The sequence below is a fragment of the Hafnia sp. genome (assembly GCF_036648275.1).
Classification (GTDB): domain Bacteria; phylum Pseudomonadota; class Gammaproteobacteria; order Enterobacterales; family Enterobacteriaceae; genus Hafnia; species Hafnia alvei.
Genome location: NZ_JAVXIQ010000002.1, coordinates 164,728 through 183,365, shown reverse-complemented (window position 1 = coordinate 183,365; position 18,638 = coordinate 164,728). Strand labels below are relative to the sequence as shown.

At 51.1% G+C, this 18,638-nt stretch carries 15 protein-coding genes; 10 read left to right on the top strand and 5 right to left on the bottom strand.

The annotated features are described in order from the left end of the window. Positions 1 to 9 precede the first annotated feature (9 nt). Positions 10 to 2,076: a polyphosphate kinase 1 gene (ppk1, locus tag RSC70_RS03375; protein WP_130997977.1), complete on the bottom strand. Its 2,067-nt coding sequence runs from the start codon at positions 2,074 to 2,076 to the stop codon at positions 10 to 12. Positions 2,077 to 2,293: 217 nt separating this feature from the next. Here ppk1 and RSC70_RS03370 point away from each other — a divergent pair, with 217 nt between their 5' ends. The 3 genes from RSC70_RS03370 to pstB are packed head-to-tail and all read left to right on the top strand — an operon-like array spanning position 2,294 to position 7,003. Beyond that, complete coding sequence (locus RSC70_RS03370; RefSeq protein ID WP_332541667.1) at positions 2,294 to 4,483, top strand: ABC transporter permease subunit; 2,190 nt, start codon at positions 2,294 to 2,296, stop codon at positions 4,481 to 4,483. After that, entirely contained in the window at positions 4,480 to 6,165 is a 1,686-nt protein-coding gene (gene pstA, locus RSC70_RS03365; RefSeq protein WP_234618644.1) for a phosphate ABC transporter permease PstA, read from the top strand. Before RSC70_RS03370 ends, pstA begins: the two co-directional genes overlap by 4 nt. A 25-nt stretch (positions 6,166 to 6,190) precedes the next feature. Beyond that, on the top strand, positions 6,191 to 7,003 hold the full coding sequence (gene pstB, locus RSC70_RS03360) for a phosphate ABC transporter ATP-binding protein PstB (protein WP_040045560.1): 813 nt from the start codon (positions 6,191 to 6,193) through the stop codon (positions 7,001 to 7,003). Positions 7,004 to 7,714: 711 nt separating this feature from the next. Here the strand turns inward: pstB and speG are convergent. From speG to purM, 3 genes are all read right to left on the bottom strand, one after another. Further along, on the bottom strand, positions 7,715 to 8,272 hold the full coding sequence (speG, locus tag RSC70_RS03355) for a spermidine N1-acetyltransferase (RefSeq protein ID WP_025797434.1): 558 nt from the start codon (positions 8,270 to 8,272) through the stop codon (positions 7,715 to 7,717). A 161-nt stretch (positions 8,273 to 8,433) separates the two neighbouring features. Continuing rightward, on the bottom strand, positions 8,434 to 9,072 hold the full coding sequence (purN, locus tag RSC70_RS03350; protein WP_282807690.1) for a phosphoribosylglycinamide formyltransferase: 639 nt from the start codon (positions 9,070 to 9,072) through the stop codon (positions 8,434 to 8,436). Positions 9,073 to 9,084: 12 nt separating this feature from the next. Beyond that, positions 9,085 to 10,125, bottom strand: a complete 1,041-nt coding sequence (purM, locus tag RSC70_RS03345; protein ID WP_046450189.1) for a phosphoribosylformylglycinamidine cyclo-ligase — start codon at positions 10,123 to 10,125, stop codon at positions 9,085 to 9,087. A 315-nt stretch (positions 10,126 to 10,440) separates the two neighbouring features. Here purM and upp point away from each other — a divergent pair, with 315 nt between their 5' ends. From upp to RSC70_RS03310, 7 genes are all read left to right on the top strand, one after another. After that, positions 10,441 to 11,067, top strand: coding sequence for a uracil phosphoribosyltransferase (gene upp / locus RSC70_RS03340; RefSeq protein ID WP_025797438.1), 627 nt, complete (start codon positions 10,441 to 10,443; stop codon positions 11,065 to 11,067). Positions 11,068 to 11,189: 122 nt separating this feature from the next. Next, the gene (gene uraA / locus RSC70_RS03335) at positions 11,190 to 12,482 is read left to right on the top strand and encodes a uracil permease (protein WP_332541665.1); all 1,293 of its coding nucleotides are present in this window, start codon (positions 11,190 to 11,192) and stop codon (positions 12,480 to 12,482) included. 81 nt (positions 12,483 to 12,563) lie between these two features. Beyond that, complete coding sequence (gene hda / locus RSC70_RS03330; RefSeq protein ID WP_040045459.1) at positions 12,564 to 13,271, top strand: DnaA inactivator Hda; 708 nt, start codon at positions 12,564 to 12,566, stop codon at positions 13,269 to 13,271. Positions 13,272 to 13,380: 109 nt separating this feature from the next. Further along, on the top strand, positions 13,381 to 13,983 hold the full coding sequence (gene nudK, locus RSC70_RS03325; RefSeq protein WP_332541664.1) for a GDP-mannose pyrophosphatase NudK: 603 nt from the start codon (positions 13,381 to 13,383) through the stop codon (positions 13,981 to 13,983). A gap of 221 nt (positions 13,984 to 14,204) precedes the next feature. After that, on the top strand, positions 14,205 to 16,484 hold the full coding sequence (maeB, locus tag RSC70_RS03320) for an NADP-dependent oxaloacetate-decarboxylating malate dehydrogenase (RefSeq protein ID WP_040045460.1): 2,280 nt from the start codon (positions 14,205 to 14,207) through the stop codon (positions 16,482 to 16,484). Between the two features lie 73 nt (positions 16,485 to 16,557). After that, positions 16,558 to 17,022 carry a GNAT family N-acetyltransferase gene (locus tag RSC70_RS03315; protein ID WP_282807688.1) on the top strand — a complete coding sequence of 155 codons (465 nt, stop codon included), beginning with the start codon at positions 16,558 to 16,560 and terminating at the stop codon, positions 17,020 to 17,022. 90 nt (positions 17,023 to 17,112) lie between these two features. Next, the gene (locus RSC70_RS03310; RefSeq protein ID WP_234618646.1) at positions 17,113 to 17,955 is read left to right on the top strand and encodes a ChaN family lipoprotein; all 843 of its coding nucleotides are present in this window, start codon (positions 17,113 to 17,115) and stop codon (positions 17,953 to 17,955) included. A gap of 97 nt (positions 17,956 to 18,052) precedes the next feature. Here the strand turns inward: RSC70_RS03310 and RSC70_RS03305 are convergent, their stop codons facing one another. Beyond that, complete coding sequence (locus tag RSC70_RS03305) at positions 18,053 to 18,631, bottom strand: GNAT family N-acetyltransferase (RefSeq protein ID WP_040045463.1); 579 nt, start codon at positions 18,629 to 18,631, stop codon at positions 18,053 to 18,055. Between the last annotated feature and the right edge of the window lie 7 nt (positions 18,632 to 18,638).

The following is an 18,638-nucleotide window of genomic DNA, read 5'->3' as shown; positions in this document are numbered from 1 at the left end:
CTGTAATTGTTATTGGTTATCAGGCTGTTCAAGGGCCTTGAGGTAATCATAAATCGCTAACTGAGATCGCACCTTGCGGCGATTTCCGCGCGGAACATAACGGTTGCTGAGATCTTTATCAAGATACCGCGCCTTAACGGTGTCACAGAATTGCAGTTCGAGCAGATCTAACACACGCTGGCGCAGCGTTGGATCGAGCAGCGAAACGGCAACCTCGATGCGATAGTCAATGTTGCGGGTCATCCAGTCGGCAGAGGAGAGATAAACCAGCGGATCGCCATGATTCTCAAATACATAGACGCGCGCATGCTCTAAGAATCGATCGACGATACTGGTGATCTGAATGTTATCGCTCACGCCAGGAATATTAGGCACCAGCGAGCACATGCCACGCACCAGCAGGCGGATTTTGACCCCTGCCGAAGAGGCGGTATATAAGCGATCAACCAAGCCTTTATCTACGAGGTTATTCAGCTTCAGGGTGATCCCTGCGCTGAGTCCGGCCTGTGCGCTGGTAATTTCCTGATCGATGAGTTGATACAGCATACGGCGCGAGTTTTGCGGCGATACCATCAGGTGTTCAAAGCTGACCGGACGGTACGGGTTTTCAATAAAATTAAACACCCGACGCACTTCGTTGGTGATACGCGCATCGGCGGTGAGCAGCGAGTAGTCGGTATAGACGCGCGCGGTTTTTTCGTTGAAGTTGCCGGTGCCGATATGCGCATAGCGCACGATATGGTCGCCTTCTTTACGCGAAATCAGGAACAGTTTGGCGTGAATTTTCAGACCTGGAGCCGAGAAGATTACGTGCACACCGGCTTCGGTTAAACGCTTCGCCCAGTGGATGTTGGCTTCTTCATCGAAACGCGCCTGTAGCTCAACTACCACGGTGACTTTTTTACCGTTGTGCGCCGCGTGGATCATCGATTCGATAATGCGAGAATCTTTAGCCACGCGGTAGATATTAATTTTTATCGCCAGCACGCTAGGGTCGAAGGACGCCTGACGCAGCAGCTCCAGTACGTGCTCGAACGTGTGATACGGATAGTAGAGCAGCACGTCGTGATCGCGAATGGCGTCGAAACCGTTGCGGAATTTATCAAACCAGATATGGCGTAGGCGCGGCAGCGGCTTATTCACTAAGTTGGCGTTGCCCACGTTAGGGAATTTGATGAAGTCTTTGAAATTGTGGTAGCGACCGCCTGCGATGACGGAATCGTAGGAGGAAATCCCGAGCTTTTGACGCAGTAATTCGACCAACTCATCAGGCATATCACGCTGATAGACAAAGCGCACTGGCTCTGCGGTTAGGCGTTGTTTCAGGCTTGATGACATGAGTTCCATCAGGCTGGATTCCATCTCCGTGACCAGATCGTATTCAGCATCGCGGGTCATTTTCATGGAGTAGGCGTTCAAGGCATCGTAATCAAAGAAGCCTTTGAAGATATCATCCAGACAATATCGCAGAATGTTATCAACCAAAATCATTGGCTTGCGGCGGCGAGGCGTTTCCGGCGGCAAAATGATGAAGCGCTCAACTTTATCCGACGGAATTTCCAACAGCGCGTAGCTTGTCTGATGGCCGCGAATAATCTCGACGGCTAAATAGGTGTAGTCATCTTTTAAGAATGAAACCAAATCGGTTTCATTATTTATCAGGATCGGCGTGATGTGCTGGCGCAGGTGATTTTTAAAATATTGGCGCAGCCACACCTGCTGATTTTCTGAAAGCTGGCGTTCGTTGATCAAGAAAATCTGATTACGTGCCATCTCCAGCAGCAGTTCGTTATATAAAGAGTCGAACTCCTGATCGGTTTTCAGCACCTTGGCCTGAATTTTTTTGAGGAGGTGTCGTGAGGCGCCCGTCGAGCCTTGCTCTTCACTGATCAGAATGCGGCGTTTCAGATCGGCAAAGCGGACCTTATAGAATTCATCCAGATTGCTGGAATAGATCCCGAGAAAACGCATACGCTCAATGAGCGGATTGCTCTTGTCCGCGGCTTCCTGTAGAACACGTTCGTTAAATGACAACCAACTCAGTTCTTTATCGATATAGAGCTTTTCCTGACCCATTGTGACTCCAATACTAAACGGCGACGATATACCCGCCATACTTGAATCTGTATCGTTCGATTCAATGATTTTGGGTATAGAAGTGGGAGTACCCAGTGTCTGCCTTTATTATGGCGAGAAGTTGACGAGAAAGTCCAATGACCAAACAGTAATGTGGCGTTAACAATGTTGCCATATTATGCTACCTGCTTTTTGATGGCCTCTTAATGGAATATGCATGCAGCACACCACTCCAGCGTTAATAATGCGTGATAAGCGTCGAGCTTGGCGAGATCGTCTGACTCGCTACGTCGTGAGTGCGGGTGGAATGGTGGTGTTAGCCATGCTGATGCTGATTTTCGTGTATCTGTTGGTTGCGGTGTGGCCGTTGTTTAAACCGGCGAGCATCGGTAAGCCTCAGGCGCTTCTTTGGCCTCAAAATACGACGGCGCTTGCCGTTGGCGTTGACGCAACCCATCAAATGGCATGGCGTATCGATGCGGATGGCAAAGGGATGTTTATTGCCTTGCAGCCGCAAGGTAAAGATCCTCAGCCGTTGCAGACGCGTCAATTCACCCCGTCAGCCCCGAGTGCGGCTGCATCGGTGAGTGGCGATCTCCCTACGACGGCGCTCGCCACCGCTGATGGCAAAATCCTATTGGTCAGCCCACAGTTTCATCCGGTGGGAAAAACGGGCGATACCGGACATTTTGTGCCTGATTGGCTCTATCTGCGCGGTGCTACGCCAGAGGTTTTCGATACTCAACACCAGCCGTTACGCCAAATCAGTCTTGGCATGATGCAAAAGCGGCCGGTTATTGCCGCTATTGCGCAGGATGGACGACTGCTGCTCGGGCAATCCACGCCAACGGGCTGGCAGGTGCATCCGGTAGTGGTAAACACGCCGGTTACTCAGGTTTTGCTTTCTCCCGACGCTCGCCGCCTGTTTGTGCTGAGTCCCACGAGCCTAACGGTGTTCACGCTGAATGCGGCGCTCGAGGGCGTTGGAAAAACGCTAACGTTTGAACAGCAAAAAATGATTGCGATGGGGCTTTTACCCGGCGCAAGTTCGCTTCTGTTACAAAACAGCCAAGGGCAGATTAGTCAGTGGTTTGATGTGCAAAGCAATGGCGAGCGCGAACTGACTCAGATCCGTCGTTATCAGCCTGCATTAGCCGATAGCCTGATGGTTAACGAACCGTACCGTCGTGTGTTTGCCGCGATTGCGCCCACGGGGGAGCTCGCCATTTATTCTTCACTGCGAGAGAACGCAGTGTTACGGGCATCGATTAAGTCTGGCGTGAAAACGGCGTGGTTTGATCCGCAGGGAAAAGGGCTTCTGGCTGAAACTGCTCAAGGGACGTTTTGGTATCCACTGAGTAATGACTATCCTGAAATCAGCTGGCAAACCTTGTTGAAGCCAACGTGGTTTGAGAACCACCCGACTCCAGACTATGTATGGCAAAGCACCTCCGGCAGCGATAACTATCAGGCCAAATATAGCCTGTGGCCGGTGATTTTTGGCACCTTGAAAGCCGCATTCTATGCGCTGTTGTTTGCGACGCCGTTAGCCGTTGCTGGAGCTATGTATACCGCATGCTTTATGTCACCCCGCCAGCGAAGCGTGGTGAAGCCTGCTATTGAAATGATCGGCGCATTTCCCACCGTGGTGATTGGTTTAGTTGCCGCGATTTGGCTGGCGCCTATTATCGAAAACCATCTTTTAGCATTGCTCGCGCTACCGATTCTGGTTCCTCTCATTATTGTGGCCAGCGCTGCGCTGTGGACGCGCATTTTTCCTACGTGGGCGAAGCGTTCAGGCTATCGCCTCGATGTGTGTCTTTTGTTGCCGGTGCTCGCAGGGCTGCTGACGCTGTGGTTTATGATGGCTCCACATCTTGAGATTTTGCTGTGGAGAATGCCGCTGCATGAGCGTTTAGGCGATGGTTACGATCAGCGGAATACGCTCGTGGTGGCGATTGCGCTGGGTTTTGCATTGGTTCCGGTGATTTTCTCGCTAGCAGAAGATGCGCTGTTTAGCGTGCCTGCCTCGTTGGCGCAAGGTTCATTGGCCCTCGGCGCGACCCAGTGGCAAACCATGATGAGGGTGCTTTTGCCGAGCGCCAGCGCTGGGATTTTCTCGGCGCTTATGATCGGACTTGGGCGCGCCGTGGGAGAAACCATGATTGTCTTGATGGCGACAGGGAATACGCCGCTATTGGATAACACGCCGTTCCAAGGGCTGCGGGCGCTGGCTGCCAATATTGCGATTGAAATGCCGGAAGCGGTGGTGGGCAGCGCGCACTATCGCGTGTTGTTCTTAACGGCGCTGGTGCTGTTTATGTTTACCTTTGTGGTGAATACCTTTGCTGAAACGGTGCGCTTAAGACTGCGTACGCGCTATAGCGCTGAGCGAGAGGGATTATGAGTCATCAGCAAATTGCTCAAGTGCCGAATCAACAGCAAGGCGCGCGCCGATGGTTCCGCAGCGGACGGCCTTGGATTTGGCTCAGCGCAGGCGCGGTCACGATCAGCCTATTGGCGTTATTGGGGCTGATTGTGTTGCTGGCGGGGCAGGGAATGCGTTATTTCTGGCCGCATTCGGTCTATGAATTTGAACTGAATAATGGCCAGCGAATTATTGGCGAACGCTATGCGATAAATCAGATCCCACGCCAGCAACTGCTGGACGCGGGCATCAAGCTTGCGCCGGATGCACCAACAACGCTGTCGCGCTATCTCATCAAGACGGGCAACCGTGAATGGCAAAACCAAGATTTTGTTACCCTGTTGGCGCAGGATATTCGCCATACGCGGAAACCTAAAGATCTGTTGGTGCTTGAACGCGAGCATAACGGGAACGCCTATGGCTATCTGGTTGGCCTGTTAGAAAATGGCCAGCCGCTGGTGGGGCGCCAAGTGGTGCGCGATCTTCAGAGCAGCATTGATCGCACGCGTGGCCTGACTCAGAAGATTGTGCATTTGCGCCAGCATCAGCTTTCGGCGATCAGCGCACAGTTTGAAAAAATGCGCTTAAGCCAGCGTCAGGCCGAGATGAATGGAACGTGGAACGATCGTTTACAGGCGCAAATTCGCGCCGAACGGCTGGAGTTGGAACGTAAGCATCAGCAATTAATGATCCGCTTGGATGCGCTTGAGCATGACCAAAAAAGCGACAGCTTGCTGCTGCGTGATATGAACGGCATTCAGCGAGAAATTCCGGTTTATGAAATTCATGATGCATGGATGCCTAACGCGATGAGCACCGGTGATAAGGTTCGACACTGGGCGAAACAGATTAAAAAATTCATGGTGGATAATCCACGTGAATCCAACACGGAAGGCGGTGTTTTTCCAGCGCTTTTTGGCACCATGCTGATGGTGATACTGATGTCGGTGATCGTGATGCCATTAGGCGTGATTGCGGCGGTGTATCTGCACGAATACGCGCGTAAAAACTGGTTCACCCGTTTGATCCGTATCGCCGTGGTCAACTTGGCGGGCGTGCCGTCGATTGTATATGGGATCTTTGGTTTGGGTTTCTTCGTCTATGTGCTGGGTGGTTCCATCGATCAGCTGTTTTTCAGCGAGGCGTTGCCTAACCCAACGTTCGGAACCCCAGGGCTGCTTTGGGCATCGTTAACCCTTGCGCTACTGACGTTGCCGGTGGTGATTGTTTCCACCGAAGAGGGACTGGCACGCATTCCCGCGTCGTTGCGGCAGGGCTCACTGGCGCTAGGCGCCACCAAGGCGGAAACCTTGCGGCGGGTGGTTTTACCGCTAGCGGTACCCGCCATGCTGACCGGATTGATCTTGGCCATTGCGCGCGCGGCGGGTGAAACCGCACCGTTGATGCTGGTAGGCGTGGTGAAATCGGTGCCTGAATTGCCGATTGATGCTGTGTTCCCTTATTTGCATCTGGATAGAAAGTTCATGCATCTGGGTTTTCAGGTTTATGACGGGGCGTTGCAAAGTCCTAACGTGGAAGCCGCGCGCCCTCTGGTCTTCGCGACCGCATTTTTGCTGGTGACGCTGGTGGTGGGGCTAAATTTGGCCGCGATGTCGATTCGTCATTACCTGCGTGAGAAATATCGCGCGCTGTCGCTCTAGTTATTTTTTCTGAGGAGTCATGTCCGTGGGTTTAACCGCACCGGAAATATTGCCCCTGCTGGATGTGCATCATTTGCCGCCAGAGCAAACTGCATTAGCGACGAAAAATTTAAATCTGTTTTACGGCACGAAGCAGGTGCTGTTTGACGTGAATCTGTCGCTGCCAAAGAATCGTGTTACGGCGCTTATTGGGCCTTCCGGCTGTGGAAAATCAACGCTGCTACGCTGTTTTAACCGTATGAACGATTTGGTCGAGCAGTGCCGCGTTGAAGGGGAAGTAAGCGTCAATGGGAGCCGTGTGAGCGGTGACGATATTGATGTTGCCTCTCTTCGCCGCCGCGTAGGAATGGTATTCCAACGGCCCAATCCGTTTCCGAAATCGATCTATGAAAACGTGGTGTACGGCCTGCGTTTAAATGGTGTGCGCGATCGGCGGATACTGGATGAAACCGTCGAGCGGGCATTGCGTCAGGCTGCGCTTTGGCATGAGGTGAAAGGGCGCTTGAGCGATAACGCCTTTAAATTATCCAGCGGCCAACAACAGCGTTTGGTGATTGCGCGCGCGATTGCGATTGAGCCAGAGGTATTGTTGCTCGATGAACCGACGTCTGCACTGGATCCTATTTCCACGTTGACCATTGAAGAGTTGATTGTTGGACTTAAAGAAAATTACAGCGTGGTGCTGGTAACCCATAACATGCAGCAGGCGGCACGCGTGTCAGATTACACCGCGTTTATCCATCAGGGTGAAGTAGTGGAATACGCCGATACCGATACGTTGTTTACCTCGCCGAGGCAGAAGAAGACGGAAGATTATATTACGGGGAGATATGGGTGAGTTTTTGTATGCCCATGGCTATGGGAGCATGGTGAAAAGTTACGTCCGTCTAAAATCCCGAATTCTACCTGTGCATGGTGCAGACGTCCGAGCAAGCGGCTCAATCGCCGTTATAGCTTAAGTGCGGTGAAAGGTTACGTCCGCCTAAAATACTGAGTCCTACATATTCATCGTACAGGCGTCCGTGTTAGGGGGCCAATCGCCGCCCCCTAACAACCCGGCTTGGCACCACCTCCCAGCCCGCTACGCGGGTGCCCTCATTCATCATTTCGGTCTTAACGGAACGAACGGCAATCGCCATCCTGGCTCCTCCGTTCTTTCGCCTACATCCCTGTAGGCGAATCCTAACCTGCATGATTCACTCGGCTGTCCGGTAACGTGCCGGAGAAGGTCAAACCCAAAAACAAAAGGCAAAAAGCAAAAGACAAAAGCTCTATCTTTTTTTGAGTTTAAGTCGTGGCATTTAGAGCAGTGAAAACAGGATGTTTTCACGAGGGGAGGAGGCGCCAGGGATGGCGCATGCCGACCCGGCGCGGAGATGGCATCTCGGATAAAAGCGCGAGGATTGAAGGGGCGCGCGCTGGCGCCCCTCATCGGACGCCTTCGATTTAGCTATATGCGATAGCTGTTATTGATAGGCGTACGAAACCTTACACCAAGGCCTCATAAGCAAAGCGGTCGAAACCTTACACTATGGCTCTGTGCCCAAACCTACATTGAATTTGGATTCACCGGCGGCGTGGGGGATTTATATTTCGCCAAATAATCCGGCTGGAAAATACACATACGGATCGCGTTGCGGTATTCGCCGTTGATGAAGAATTCGTGGATTAGCTCGCCTTCGATTTTGAACCCTAACTTGCTGTAAATATGAATCGCCTTTTGGTTTTCTTTATCGACGATTAAATACAGTTTGTAGAGATTGAGCACCGAAAAACCATGATCCAAAGCCAACTGTGCCGCTTTGCTGGCATAACCGTGGCCTTGATGGGCTGGGTCGATGATGATTTGGAATTCGGCGCGGCGGTGAATGTGGTCAATCTCAACCAATTCGACTAGGCCAATTTTCACTCCGTCGTGCTCAACCACGAAGCGGCGTTCGCTCTGATCGTGAATGTGTTTGTCATACAGCTCAGAGAGTTCTACAAAGGCAATATAAGGTTCTTCAAACCAATAACGCATGATGCTGGCGTTATTGTCGAGTTGATGAACGAACGTCAAGTCTTCCCGTTCCAGGGGGCGCAGTCTGACGTTGTTGTCGCTGGACATGTTGATTCCTCTCACTGTCATAAGTTTCAGCTAAATAGCCGATGTAGTGAATACTACAGACTGTATTATACCCAAAATAATTCAAGTTGCTTGAAGGCGGAAAATACAAAAATCCCCAGCCAAGGCTAGGGATTTTGTTTATTGCGACGGTGAAACGTTGTTTAGTCTGGCGCATACCCCTGCGGGGGTAAACGAACGCCGTCTAACCATGCAGCATCGTCTTTGGCCTTTAAGCGTCCATCAATAAACCAGCTTACAACCAGCGGATAGATGCAATGCTCTTGTACCTGAACACGCTCAATAATTTCATCTTCGCTGTCATGATCGAAGATCGGGACTTTGGCCTGTAGAACAACCGGCCCGCCGTCAAGCTCATCGGTAACAAAATGCACCGAGGTGCCATGTTCTTCATCGCCGTTGTTCAGCGCCTGTTGGTGCGTGTGTAATCCCGGATATTTGGGTAGCAGAGAAGGGTGGATATTGAGCATCCGTCCTTGGTAATGCTGCACAAAACGCGGAGATAAAATACGCATGTAGCCCGCTAGAACCACTAAGTCTGGCTGGAAGCCGTCGATCTCTTGCATTAACGCCAGATCAAAAGCATCGCGGTCGGCATAGGATTTGGGATCCAGATAGTGCGCGGGAATGGCATCCTGTGCCGCACGTTCAAGGCCATAGGCGTTTGCCTTATTGCTGAACACGGCGCTGATGCGTCCACGGATGCGACCATCGTTACAGGCGTCAATTAACGCCTGTAGGTTGCTACCGTTGCCGGAAATTAAAACGACGATGTTTTTCATTTGCTCAGTCGCTTATGCGTTGATCACAACACGTTCGTCAGTATTTGACGCCGCTATCGCACCGATTTTCCACGCTTTTTCGCCGTGGGCATTCATGAGCGCAATCGCCGCATCCACCTCTGAAGCAGGCAGAGCGATGATCATGCCTACGCCGCAGTTAAAGGTGCGGTACATTTCGTGTCGGCTGACGTTGCCTGCCTGTTGCAGCCAGTTAAAGACCGATGGCCACTGCCAGCTGGATTCGTCGATAACGGCCTGCGTGCCTTCTGGCAGTACGCGTGGGATATTTTCCCAGAAACCGCCGCCGGTGAGGTGGGCAATCGCATGGATGTCGTGCTCTTCAATCAGCTTAAGAATGGATTTTACGTAGATCTTGGTTGGCGCCAGTAAATGGTCTGCCAGCGGTTTGCCATCTAGCTCTTCTTTGAGCGGATCGGTATGGCTGACTTCCAAAATCTTGCGTACTAGCGAATAGCCGTTGGAATGTGGGCCGCTTGCGCCCAGCGCAATAAGGACATCGCCCGCTTGAACCTTGCTGCCGTCAATGATCTCGGACTTTTCAACTACGCCAACGCAGAAGCCTGCAACGTCGTAATCTTCGCCGTGATACATACCCGGCATTTCAGCGGTTTCACCACCCACCAGTGCGCAGCCTGACTGCTTGCAGCCCTCGGCAATGCCGGTGATGACGCTAGCTGCGGTATCTACGTCTAATTTTCCGGTCGCATAATAATCGAGGAAAAACAGCGGTTCAGCGCCTTGAACGACTAAGTCATTAACGCACATCGCGACCAAATCAATACCGATTGTGTCGTGACGTTTTAAGTCCATCGCCAGACGTAATTTGGTGCCGACACCGTCGGTGCCTGAAACCAGAATGGGTTCGCGATACTTTTGCGGCAGGGCACAAAGTGCGCCAAATCCACCCAGACCACCCATGACTTCCGGGCGACGAGTTTCTTTTACCACACCTTTAATGCGATCAACTAAGGCATTGCCAGCATCAATGTCTACACCTGCGTCTTTGTAACTGAGAGCGGTTTTGTCGGTCACTGCGAAAATCCCCATGGCGGTTAGGATGAGTTCTGATATCAGGAGTGAAGAGGAACCGCTAACTCAGTAACGGCGCGGCTTACACTTGCATCGGATAACAGAACACACACTGAAATATTCAAAAGCGCGGCAATTCTAACAGTCTAGGCAAACGTTTGCGAGCGGCTTGTGAAGGGGATCTGATTTTTTCCTGTAAACAGTGGAGATCTCATCTAAGCTGATCTGGATCATGATTTTAACGGTGGCGCGGAATTTAAAAGGCGTTATAATCTCGCGATTTTTTTTTGCGCTGACCGCAACCTGGGAGATGAAATGATGAAGATCGTCGAAGTAAAACACCCGCTCGTAAGACATAAACTGGGCTTGATGCGCGAGAACGATATTAGCACCAAACGTTTTCGTGAACTGGCATCAGAGGTCGGGAGTTTACTGACCTATGAAGCGACCGCAGACCTCGAAACAGAAAAAGTAACAATTGATGGTTGGTGTGGTCCTGTCGAAGTCGATCAGATCAAAGGTAAAAAAATCACCGTGGTTCCAATCCTGCGCGCAGGTTTGGGCATGATGGAAGGCGTGCTGGAACATGTTCCAAGCGCACGTATCAGCGTTGTTGGTGTTTACCGCGACGAAGAAACTCTGGAGCCAGTGCCTTACTTCCAGAAATTGGTTTCAAACATCGATGAGCGTATGGCGCTGGTGGTTGACCCTATGTTGGCAACCGGTGGTTCTATGATTGCAACTATCGATCTGCTGAAAAAAGCAGGCTGTCACAGCATTAAAGTATTAGTACTGGTTGCTGCGCCAGAAGGTATTGCGGCGTTAGAAAAAGTGCACCCAGACGTTGAGCTGTACACCGCGTCTATCGATCAGGGCTTGAATGAGAAGGGGTACATCATTCCTGGCTTGGGCGATGCGGGCGATAAGATATTTGGTACGAAATAATGATTGAGCCGACTTGAGAGTCGGCTTTTTTTTGGTCTATACCCAGCATTCTTGAGGCGGTATAGACCAAGCTAAAAACACAACACCTGACTATTCAATAAAATCACTTAGAGGATAAAAACATGACTCGTCGCGTCATCGGAGTAAGCGAACGCCCACCGCTTTTGCAAACGATTCCGTTGAGCTTCCAGCATTTGTTCGCCATGTTTGGCGCAACGGTTCTGGTGCCTATTCTATTCAAGATAAACCCTGCGACGGTCTTGCTGTTTAACGGCGTCGGTACGCTGCTGTATTTATTTATCTGTAAGGGAAAAATCCCGGCTTATTTGGGATCGAGTTTTGCCTTTATTTCACCGGTTATGCTGCTGTTACCTTTAGGCTATGAGCTGGCGCTCGGTGGCTTTATTGTTTGCGGGGCGCTGTTCTGCTTGGTGGCGCTGATTGTGAAAAAAGCCGGTACAGGCTGGCTGGATGTGATGTTCCCGCCGGCGGCGATGGGGGCGATTGTTGCGGTTATCGGACTTGAATTGGCAGGCGTTGCTGCGAATATGGCGGGCCTATTGCCAGCCAGCGGTGCGTCGGTAGATACCACTACGATCACCATTTCTATGGTGACCTTAGGAGTAACCGTGCTGGGCTCGGTGCTGTTCCGCGGCTTTTTAGCGATTATCCCTATCTTAATCGGTGTGTTGGCAGGATATGCGCTGTCATTTGCCATGGGCGTGGTGGATTTGACACCTATCCGCGATGCACATTGGTTTGCATTACCGACCTTCTATACGCCGAAGTTTGAGTGGTTTGCGATCCTGACTATTCTGCCTGCCGCGCTGGTGGTGATTGCCGAGCACGTGGGCCATTTGGTGGTGACGGCGAATATCGTGAAGAAAGATTTGCTGCGTGACCCTGGTTTGCATCGTTCGATGTTTGCGAATGGTCTATCAACCATGTTCTCGGGTTTCTTTGGTTCAACGCCGAATACCACCTACGGCGAAAATATCGGCGTGATGGCGATTACTAAAGTGTATAGCACATGGGTGATTGGCGGAGCGGCGGTTCTGGCCATTCTGCTGTCTTGTATCGGCAAGCTGGCGGCGGCGATTCAGATGGTGCCCGTACCGGTTATGGGCGGTGTTTCGCTGCTGTTGTACGGCGTAATCGGTGCATCGGGTATTCGTGTGTTGATTGAATCCAAAGTGGACTACAACAAAGCGCAGAACCTGATCCTGACCTCGATTATTTTGATTATTGGCGTAAGCGGCGCGACGATCCACATTGGTGCCGCTGAATTGAAAGGCATGGCGCTGGCGACGATTGTCGGTATTGCTATGAGTCTGTTATTCAAAGTGATCAGCATGGTTCGTGGTGAAGAAGTGATCCTCGAGGAAGCAGACGAAGAGCAAACGCCTGCGCGTTAATCTGATCCTGACGATCCTCGCTCAACAGCCGCCAGTTTATGTGTTAAACTGGCGGCGTTTTTTTGCCTGTTTTGGTTTGAGGTGCTTCTGAACACGCCGGCACAGCTTTCACTGCCACTTTATTTGCCTGATGACGAGACTTTTGCGAGTTTCTATTCGGGAGAGAATTCTTCTCTGTTAGCCGCATTGCAGGGCGCTTTGCAGCAGGAGCATGGTACTTATATCTATTTCTGGTCGCGTGAGGGCGGAGGGCGTAGCCATCTGTTGCATGCGGCCTGTGCAGAACTTTCTCAGCGCGGTGAAGCCGTGGGCTATGTGCCTTTGGATAAGCGCGCCTACTTTGTGCCTGAAGTGTTAGACGGCATGGAGCAACTCTCGTTGGTTTGCATTGATAACATTGAATGCATCGCCGGAGAGGAAGAGTGGGAAATGGCGATTTTCAATCTCTATAATCGCATTCTTGAAACCGGTCGTACCCGATTGCTGATCACCGGCGATCGCCCACCTCGTCAGCTTAATCTTCATTTGCCCGATCTGGCTTCGCGCCTAGACTGGGGACAAATCTATAAACTCCAGCCGCTCGGCGATGAAGATAAACTCTTGGCTTTACAGCTGCGTTCAAAACTACGCGGTTTTGAGCTGCCTGAGGACGTGGGCCGATTCTTATTAAAGCGGTTAGATCGCGAAATGCGAACGCTCTTTATGACGCTGGATCAGCTGGATCATGCGTCGATAACGGCGCAGCGCAAGCTGACTATTCCGTTTGTGAAAGAGATTTTATCGCTGTAAACAGCCCTAGCTTATGCTGCCGTAGCTGAGCCAATGGGCTGGCTTGCGCCTTCCTGCGCATTGATGTCCCTCATCCGTTGGCGTACATTGCTTCTTCCGCTCAAATCTCATGAGCCCTGCATCTGTAAGGGAGTTGTACTGCGTGAAAATTGAAATGATCAGCAACAAGGTGTTATCCGATCATTGGGCAGTCCTGCGTCAATACACCTATGATTTAACGCGACATAATGGCGGCACGGTACGCCAAATGCGCGAGGTCTATGACCGTGGAAATGGCGCTACGCTGTTGCTGTACAGCGTGGAGAAAAAAACGGTTGTGCTCATTCGCCAGTTCCGTATTCCAACCTATCTTAACGGTAACCGCGACGGTCTGTTGATCGAAACCATCGCTGGCTTGCTGGATAACGATGCGCCAGAAGATTGCGTGCGTCGAGAAGCGATGGAAGAAACCGGTTTTGAAGTTGGCCAAGTGACTAAAGTCTTTGAGGCCTATATGTCGCCCGGCGGCGTAACTGAAATTATTCATTTCTTTGCGGCTCCGTACACCAACAGCCAAAAAGTGGCGGCCGGTGGCGGAATTGAAGATGAAGATATCGAACTCTTAGAGCTTCCTTTCCAGCAGGCCCTTGAAATGATTAAGAGCGGCGAAATTAAAGATGGCAAAACCATCATGCTGCTGCAATACGCCCAAATTCAGGGCTGGATGAATTAATCTGCTTATGGCCTAGCGTGAACACGATGGGCCACCCTTTCTGAATTCCCTCCTGATATGTCCTGTTGGTTCCCTAGCTATGAGCAAATTGTTGCGATAAATAACACTTTTTGTTTTGTTGTTTATGGCGTGCTTCATAGATTAAGTTGTTTTGCTCACTATACTGGTGGGGTTTCCTTTGCGTTAAACACCGATGAAATAAAGTAAAAAAGGACCCTACGATGGACGAACAATTAAAACAAAGTGCGCTTGATTTCCACGAGTTCCCAATCCCAGGCAAAATTCAGGTCGTGCCGACCAAACCCCTCGCCACACAGCGTGATTTGGCCTTAGCTTATTCCCCAGGCGTAGCAGCTCCCTGTTTGGAAATCGCTGCCGATCCGCTTGCTGCCTATAAATACACCGCGCGTGGAAACTTAGTAGCCGTTATCTCTAACGGTACGGCGGTGCTTGGTTTGGGCAATATCGGTGCCTTGGCGGGTAAGCCCGTGATGGAAGGCAAAGGCGTTTTGTTTAAAAAATTTGCGGGTATTGACGTTTTCGATATCGAAGTTGATGAGCTCGACCCTGATAAACTGATCGACGTGGTCGCCGCGCTGGAACCTACTTTTGGTGGGATTAACCTTGAAGATATCAAAGCGCCCGAGTGTTTCTACATTGAGAAGAAACTACGCGAGCGCATGAAGATTCCGGTCTTCCACGACGATCAGCACGGAACCGCCATCATTTGTACCGCCGCGGTGCTTAACGGTTTGCGCGTGGTGAAAAAACAGATTAGCGATGTGCGTCTTGTGGTTTCTGGCGCAGGGGCATCGGCTATTGCCTGCTTAAATCTGCTGGTGGCATTAGGGCTGAAGCGTGAAAATATCACGGCCTGTGACTCCAAAGGCGTGATTTATCAAGGTCGCGAAGAGAATATGGCCGAAAGTAAACAGGCCTATGCGATCAAAGATAACGGTTGGCGCTCGCTTGCTGATGCGATCCCCAATGCGGATATTTTCCTCGGCTGCTCTGGGCCAGGCGTAATGACGCAAGACATGGTGAAAACCATGGCTCGAGACCCGCTGATTTTAGCGTTGGCTAACCCTGAGCCAGAAATTTTACCTCCGCTGGCTAAGGCCGTTCGACCCGATGCGATCATATGTACTGGGCGTTCCGACTTCCCAAATCAGGTTAACAACGTTCTGTGCTTCCCGTTCATTTTCCGTGGTGCATTAGACGTTGGCGCAACCACCATTAACGAAGAGATGAAGCTGGCCTGCGTGCATGCGATTGCTGATTTAGCATTGGCAGAGCAGAGCGACGTTGTGGCTTCCGCCTATGGCGATCAGGATCTCTCTTTTGGCCCTGAATACATTATTCCAAAACCTTTCGATCCTCGTCTGATTGTGAAAATCGCCCCAGCCGTAGCGAAAGCAGCGATGGATTCTGGCGTGGCGACGCGGCCAATAGAAGATTTTGATGCTTACATCGAGCATCTGACCGAGTTCGTGTATAAAACTAACCTGTTTATGAAGCCGATTTTCTCTCAGGCGAAAAAAGAGAAAAAACGTGTGGTGCTGGCCGAAGGCGAAGAAGAGCGCGTGTTACATGCGACTCAAGAGCTGGTTACGCTGGGCATTGCTTCACCGATTTTGGTTGGCCGTCCTGACGTTATCGAAATGCGTCTGAAAAAACTTGGCCTGCAAATTGAAGCGGGTAAAGATTTTGAGATCGTGAATAACGAGTCCGATCCACGTTTCAACGAGTACTGGCGTGAATACTACGAGATCATGAAGCGTCGCGGTGTTTCCCAAGAGCAGGCGCGTCGCGCGGTGATTGGTAATCCGACCCTGATTGCGGCCATCATGCTGCAACGCGGTGAGGCCGACGCCATGATTTGCGGCACTATCGGTAATTACCACGAGCATTATGAAGTGGTACATAACGTGTTTGGTTTCCGTGAAGGGGCGCACGTGGCGGGCGCCATGAACGCGTTGTTGCTGCCAAGCGGCAACACCTTCATTGCCGATACCTACGTCAACGACGATCCAACCGCTGAACAGCTGGCTGAAATTACGCTGATGGCGGCGGAAACGGTACGCCGTTTTGGTATTGAGCCTAAAGTTGCGTTGCTATCACACTCTAGTTTTGGGGCATCAGACTGTCCTGCCGCACGTAAAATGCGTCGTACGCTAGAATTAGTGAATGCCGCAGCGCCTGAGCTTGAGATCGATGGCGAAATGCACGGCGATGCCGCGCTGGTCGAAAGTATCCGTAATGATGTCATGCCAGACAGTCCGCTGAAGGGCGCGGCTAATATTTTGATCATGCCGAATATGGAGGCTGCACGTATCAGCTATAACCTGTTGCGCGTTTCGTCTTCTGAGGGGGTTACCGTTGGGCCGGTATTGATGGGCGTCAGCAAACCTGTGCATATTTTGACCTCGATTGCCTCTGTGCGCCGCATTGTTAATATGGTGGCGTTATCCGTGGTAGAAGCACAAACGCAACCGCTGTAAAAGCTGTTATTGTTGGGTTTTCTAATGCCGTCTGCGCGCCGTGGGCGGCATTTCAATTGCTGAGGGAATTGCTATGTTGATTGCAAAAATTAACGATAACTCACCCTATATCCCGCAAATAGCCGCATTGCTGCATTGGGAATGGTCAAGCCTACCGCGTTGGAGTACGCAGGAAGGTATCCAGCAGCGTTTTATCATGCGTAATCAGCCAGACAGTGAAGAGTTTACCTTGGTGGCTTACGTTGAAGATGGCCAGCTATTGGGCACCGCTAGCGTGATTATCCATGAATTGGACGATCGTCCTGAGCGTAAATTTTGGCTAGGCGAAGTGTTTACGCCTCCAGAGCACCGCGGCAAAGGTGTTGGCTCTGCACTTACCAAAGCCTGCGTGGCCCATGCTCAAGAGCAAGGTATCAAGCAGCTATATCTCTATACCCCCGATCAGCAGAGCCTGTACCAGAAATTGGGGTGGCAAGAAATTGAGAAACGCGAAGTCTCAGGCGAATGGGTTTCTGTGATGAGCCTCAATATCGACTAGTTGACCTGCCGCTGCCAGTGAATGTCATATGACAATGATTATCATTAAGTTTAAACTAGGTTGAAACTTAATGGACTCAAAGGTTATGGCATGAAAAAGATTGGACTACTGGCGGCGGTTTTCCTGCTGAGCGCCTGCGGAATTGGCCAGCACGCCCAGACTATCAATGCAGTACCGCAAGACAATATCGTCGATCTGCATACCGGACAAAAACTTACCCCACAGCAGTTGCTCGCTAAACTGAGCACTCAGCCTCGCGTCATCGTTGGCGAAAAGCACGACAATTTACAGCATCATCAAATTGAGCAGTGGTTGGTTGAGCAACTTCCGCGTCAGCGCACGCAGGGCAGCGTATTAATGGAAATGATTACGCCGAACCAACAAGAAAAAGTGAACGCGGTGAAAGATCGACTCAAGCAGGGGGAAACGTTGACCGGTCAGCAGATTACAGAACAAACAGCATGGCAGAAAGGGTGGAAATGGGAGCTCTACTCTGGCGTTGCCACCGCTGCACTGCAAGGGCCATACCCGTTGCTATCTGCCAATCTTGATCGCAGCGAAATCAAAAAATTCTACGAGCATCCACTTCCTGTCACCGGTGCACTAAGCACTCAGCCGTCTGTGCGAGCAGCCATCACGAAAACGATTGAAGAGTCTCACGGTGGTAAATTAGAGCCTAAACAGGCCGAGGCGATGTTGGCTATTCAGCAGCAGCGCGATCGCCGTATGGCAGAAAGTTTGCTTGCTGCACCAACGCCCGCGCTGCTCATCGTGGGAGGCTATCACGCCAATCGAGCGCTGGGTGTTCCTCTGCACATTGAAGACGTTGCGCCGATGACGGAGTTAACGGTTGTGATGTTAGCGGAAGAGGGCGTTAAGGTGGATAAAAGTAATGCGGATTTCGTGTGGTATACGGAGAAAGCTAAGCCATAGTTATGGCCTGTAGGTTTTCGCCTAAGAGGATGCGCCGTGAATGGTGCATCCTGAACTGGAGTGACAATTTCTACCTAAGTGACCAAACGACCGGCTGTTAATTTTGCATTTTGCTTTCAAGCCCAGCTTTCACCGCTTCCCATTCATCATCGATAATACTAAACCGCACCGAATTGCGTTTGCGTCCATCAGGCATGATCCGTTCGTGGCGAATAATGCCTTCTTGCTGTGCGCCAATGCGTAAAATAGCCGCGCGGGAACGAGCGTTGTTTTCATCGGTGGTGAACTGTACGCGAACGCAGTTCATCACTTCAAACGCATAGCTAAGCAGCAGGTATTTGGCTTCGGTATTGATGCCTGAACGTTGGAAGGAATGGCTCAGCCACGTATGACCAATTTCGAGTTTTCGGTTGGCGGGATCAATTTTCCAAAATCGGGTGCACCCGACCACTTTGCGGCTGTCGGCATCGACGATAACAAACGGCATTTGACTGCCGTTTTCGCGTTGCTCGAAAGCGTGAGTGAGATATTTATCAATGGACTGCGGGCTTGGGATGACCGTTAGCGTCATTTCCCACAGTTGCCCGTCTGAGGCGGCATCGATAATTGGCTGGCGATGTTCAACCTGCATCGGGTGAAGCTCTACACATTTGCCTTTTAAGACGGGCTGTTCCATATGAAAA

Bases quoted from the DNA above. Each gene is read 5' to 3' on its own strand.
- RSC70_RS03370 (WP_332541667.1), top strand. From the start codon at position 2,294: ATGCAGCACACCACTCCAGCGTTAATAATGCGTGATAAGCGTCGAGCT.
- ppk1 (WP_130997977.1), bottom strand. From the start codon at position 2,076: ATGGGTCAGGAAAAGCTCTATATCGATAAAGAACTGAGTTGGTTGTCA.
- RSC70_RS03310 (WP_234618646.1), top strand. From the start codon at position 17,113: ATGAAAAAGATTGGACTACTGGCGGCGGTTTTCCTGCTGAGCGCCTGC.
- RSC70_RS03305 (WP_040045463.1), bottom strand. From the start codon at position 18,631: ATGGAACAGCCCGTCTTAAAAGGCAAATGTGTAGAGCTTCACCCGATG.
- speG (WP_025797434.1), bottom strand. From the start codon at position 8,272: ATGTCCAGCGACAACAACGTCAGACTGCGCCCCCTGGAACGGGAAGAC.
- RSC70_RS03315 (WP_282807688.1), top strand. From the start codon at position 16,558: ATGTTGATTGCAAAAATTAACGATAACTCACCCTATATCCCGCAAATA.
- maeB (WP_040045460.1), top strand. From the start codon at position 14,205: ATGGACGAACAATTAAAACAAAGTGCGCTTGATTTCCACGAGTTCCCA.
- nudK (WP_332541664.1), top strand. From the start codon at position 13,381: ATGAGCCCTGCATCTGTAAGGGAGTTGTACTGCGTGAAAATTGAAATG.
- upp (WP_025797438.1), top strand. From the start codon at position 10,441: ATGAAGATCGTCGAAGTAAAACACCCGCTCGTAAGACATAAACTGGGC.
- uraA (WP_332541665.1), top strand. From the start codon at position 11,190: ATGACTCGTCGCGTCATCGGAGTAAGCGAACGCCCACCGCTTTTGCAA.
- purN (WP_282807690.1), bottom strand. From the start codon at position 9,072: ATGAAAAACATCGTCGTTTTAATTTCCGGCAACGGTAGCAACCTACAG.
- pstA (WP_234618644.1), top strand. From the start codon at position 4,480: ATGAGTCATCAGCAAATTGCTCAAGTGCCGAATCAACAGCAAGGCGCG.